This is a genomic window from uncultured Gimesia sp. (assembly GCF_937910335.1).
Taxonomy (GTDB): domain Bacteria; phylum Planctomycetota; class Planctomycetia; order Planctomycetales; family Planctomycetaceae; genus Gimesia.
Window position 1 is genome coordinate 1 of record NZ_CALEMX010000113.1, and the last position, 3,759, is coordinate 3,759.

Annotated in this window: 2 protein-coding genes and 1 pseudogene; 1 reads left to right on the plus strand and 2 read right to left on the minus strand. The window is 42.3% G+C overall.

Annotation, left to right across the window (positions count from 1 at the left end; translation table 11 throughout):
* On the minus strand, positions 1–2,599 hold a 2,599-nt coding region (locus Q0668_RS04535; RefSeq protein WP_298860441.1), incomplete at its 3' end, for a protein kinase.
* A gap of 255 nt (positions 2,600–2,854) precedes the next feature.
* Between Q0668_RS04535 and Q0668_RS04540 the strand changes: the two genes are divergently transcribed.
* Positions 2,855–3,457: an ECF-type sigma factor gene (locus Q0668_RS04540; protein ID WP_298860443.1), complete on the plus strand. Its 603-nt coding sequence runs from the start codon at positions 2,855–2,857 to the stop codon at positions 3,455–3,457.
* Positions 3,458–3,493: 36 nt separating this feature from the next.
* On the opposite strand, the pseudogene Q0668_RS04545 reads toward Q0668_RS04540, so the two are convergent.
* Positions 3,494–3,759: pseudogene (locus Q0668_RS04545) on the minus strand (acetylglucosamine-6-sulfatase); the annotation flags it as partial.

Genomic DNA, 3,759 nt, shown 5'->3' on the forward strand with positions numbered 1-3,759 from the left:
AGGCATTGCTTTCCGTTTGCAGTGATGCAGCAGGAGTCCAGTTCTCTGAATCCCAGACTATGACTTTGCCTTTACTATCCATCGTCGCTAAACGTGGTGCACTCTCGCATGCTGAAATTGCAACAACGGCTCCACTATGTCCCTCCAAGTTTCTGAAAAAACTTCCTGTATCCATTTTCCAAATACGAATCGTTGCATCATTACTTGCTGAGGCCAGAAACTTTCCGTTTTGGAGAAATTTGATGCAGTTGAGATCAGTTCCGGGTGTCAAAGTATAAACGGGTTTGTCAAGTTCGGTCATCGAGTAGACACAGATCGTTCCATCCGTACTTCCTGATGCAAACCAGCGACCATCGTTTGAAAATTCTACTTCACGCGCGTTTTCCGTGTGGTGTTTGAAGGTTACGACATTTCTACCTGATTCTCGATTCCAGAGAGAGACAGAACCATCATAGCAGCCCGTAGCATAGGTATTACCATCCGGGCTGATCGCCAGTTGTTGTATTGCACTCTCGTGGCATTTACGAATATCCAGTAGACGGCCTGAGCTTGTCTCATGGAAAGAAACTGTTCCATCATCATGCGACGCCATGATGACTTTTTCATCATCAATTAAAATCGCCGTGTAGACCTTCGACCAGCAATTCAATCTAGGGTCGCCCAGTAGGCCAACAATTTCCTTGGGGGCTTTTTTAGCATCACCTTCGCTTGCAGTAGCCAATACAACAGGCGGGATTCTATCGCGTTTAAAATTATCCACAGGCCAGGTCAAAGCTTCAATTGCTTTCAATAATTTGGGTCGCTCACTTATGGAAGCATTGTTTAATTGATTGGTGAGATCAAAATGTTTTTTTGTGTAGGTTGCTGTCTCTGCTCCATAAAATTTGCGAAATGTTTCTGTGTTGTTGATTAGATCTATCTTAACATTGTCCTTTGGAAAAGGGATTGTTTTTGATTTAACGGACTTTTCAGGTGGAGTATTTTTAATCTCCGGTTTCTTATTGACTGGTACGGTTAGTGGTTCAGCAGGTTTTGTGTTTTTCGTTATTGGTGGACTTTGATTATTATCGGTCTGCTTTGTTTCTACTTTCGTTAATATTGTCTGTGGCGAATTGATTAGATACTTGTAGCAGATAGCAATTGATATCAGACAAACCAGGAGAATAGACACTGCTTTCAGATATGAATTGCTGGCAGTTTGTTGTTGATCTTTCTTCTTTGTTCGGGAGCGATTTTTAGAGCGAGCCTGTTTTTTTGCTCTTTTTTTCAAGGCAGGAGAATTTTTTAGTCCTGGGCGCGATTCGTATTGGTTTGTATGAAGCTGACGTTGTGAAATGGACTTTAAATCTTCAGGTTCCCCTTCGGACGGTCCTGGTTTTAAATGATTCTTTGGTACAGAGACATCATCTTCAGCTTGATATTTTGATAGTGCATCAAGAAACTCCTGTACCGTCTGGTATCGCTCATCCGTCGAGCGTGCGATCACTTTAAGACAGATTTCTTCGAGTTGGGCATCAATTTCGGGGCGGAATTTGGACGGAGCAGGTGGCTCTTTCGCACTTTTTTTGATGACGACGTCATAGCTGTTCCCAGTGAAGGGTCTTTGTCCACACAACAATTCGAAGAAAATGACACCCAGGCTATAGACATCAACTTGTCGACCAGCATCATTACGATTCCCCCGGGCTTGTTCCGGTGCAATATAAGCGGGGGTTCCCATGATTTGACCAGTGGCAGTCAGCTCAGAGTCTTTTGAGTTCCAAAAACGAGCCAGACCAAAATCAGTAATGACGGGAGTTAAATGTTCTTTGTCCCAGATGATATTTGAGGGTTTCAAATCTCGATGGATAATCCCTTTCTGATGAGCATATTCAACCGCTGTTCCTATTAGTTGGATTAAACGAATTGACTTTGCAATATTCATTAATCGATTATTGTCATTCATTCGTTTGAAGATGTCGGCCATTGTGGAGCCTTCAACATACTTCATCACGATAAATGGTAATTCACGATCATATTCAACTTCATAAATTGGACAGATTGCAGGATGGTGCAAGACGGCTGCAATTTGAGCTTCACGCACAAAACGGTTCAAGAGTTCTTCAGTTTTCAGCGTCGCAGCCAGTGGGACTTTGAGGGCAACGGTACGTTTTAAGCGTGGGTCGAACGCTTTGTAAACCGTTCCAAAACCTCCTTCGCCGAGAATGGATTCAATTTGAAATCGATCGATGGTATCGGGGTGTTGATCTGCTTGCTTGAAAGCTCCTGTTTGAACTGGTTCTGATTCACTCCCTGATTCAGCCAATGCCTGCTGTCGTGTTTTTGCAATCGCAACCAACGGTATTATGATATCTGTTTTATCTGGAAAACGTTGTGTTAAGTCTTTTTCAACCGAATCAAAAGTGCTTTCGTTGTGAAATTCTAGTTGGATTTTTAAAAGAGACTTAAAGAGCAGGTCACGATCTTTTTCCGGGGCAAGTGAAAGAAAATGCTCTATCTGTGGAGATTGATCACTTTTCCTGGCAGCTTCAAACTGATCACATAAAGCGTCTATTCGTTTGAGTGAATCAATAGATGGTGAGAAATGGTCAGAAGTCATTTTATGATCGGGTTCTATTTAAGGAAATTCAGATTAACATCTAAAAAAGTAAAGATGTTGTGGAGCGTTGGTGTCTATAGTCCTATTCCTTAACAGTCTGATTTCCCGACATGAAAAAATACAAAAACAAAAAATATCTGAAAAAGATCAAAAGCAATCTGCAGTTTAAGAATAAATTGCTTCTGATATCAAGAATGTATAGTATGTGAAGATTATCAGAATATACTCACGAATTGCACCGAAAGCCAGTATAACATGCCAACGCGTCCCCCTGAGCCAGAAGATGGGTCGATCAGTCATTTATGGCGGGAGATGCAAACCTGCGATAAACATGTTTCAAGCGATTTGTACTCACGTCTGCTTCCCCGCATGTATGCGATTGCACAAAAATCAGTTGGTCCAATTGTACAACGTGGTGTTGACGTGGATGATATTGTCCAAAGTGCAATGGTAAGTTTCTGGAAGTACTCTGACGCAGGAAAACTGAGCTCTAATCTGAATCGTAACGATCTATGGTGTTTGATTTCTGTTTTTACGACTCGAAAAATGAAAAAACATATTCGCCGTGAAGCTGCCCAGAAAAGAGGGGCAGGGAAAGTAATTGGCGAGCACGGAATTTTGGGAGTTGATGGTGATGGAGAAAGATTAGATGAACTTGTCCCTCAAGTGCCCACACAGGAATATGATTTGGCGATAGAGGAGTTACTTAATCCGCTCGATGAAGAGTTAACCCGAATAGCTTTGTTGAAATTGAGTGAGTATACAAATCTTGAAATATCTAAAATGCTCGACTGCACGGAACGAACTGTCGAACGGAAACTCCATCTGATCCGTGAGATCTGGTCTCGACTGGATTAGTCGTCCGACAAAATGAACACACAATTATGTTTGCTGTTATTCTTTCGCGTTCTTTTCCCGCATGAGTTGAGGTGGAAAGACTGCTGGTTTCGAGCCGCTTTTGAGTCGCAGGTTTGATCCCATTCTTCGCTTGTGGCTGAATGGAACCCGGTTTGCATCCGCTTTGACCAGAATTTCATGCAAGTCCGCGCGCATTTTCGTGATCAGCGGCTGATGTTCTTTTTTGAAGATCAAATTGTGTTCTTCATGCGGATCATTTTTCATGTCGTACAGTTCATCGATATCCCAGATGCCGTGGTATT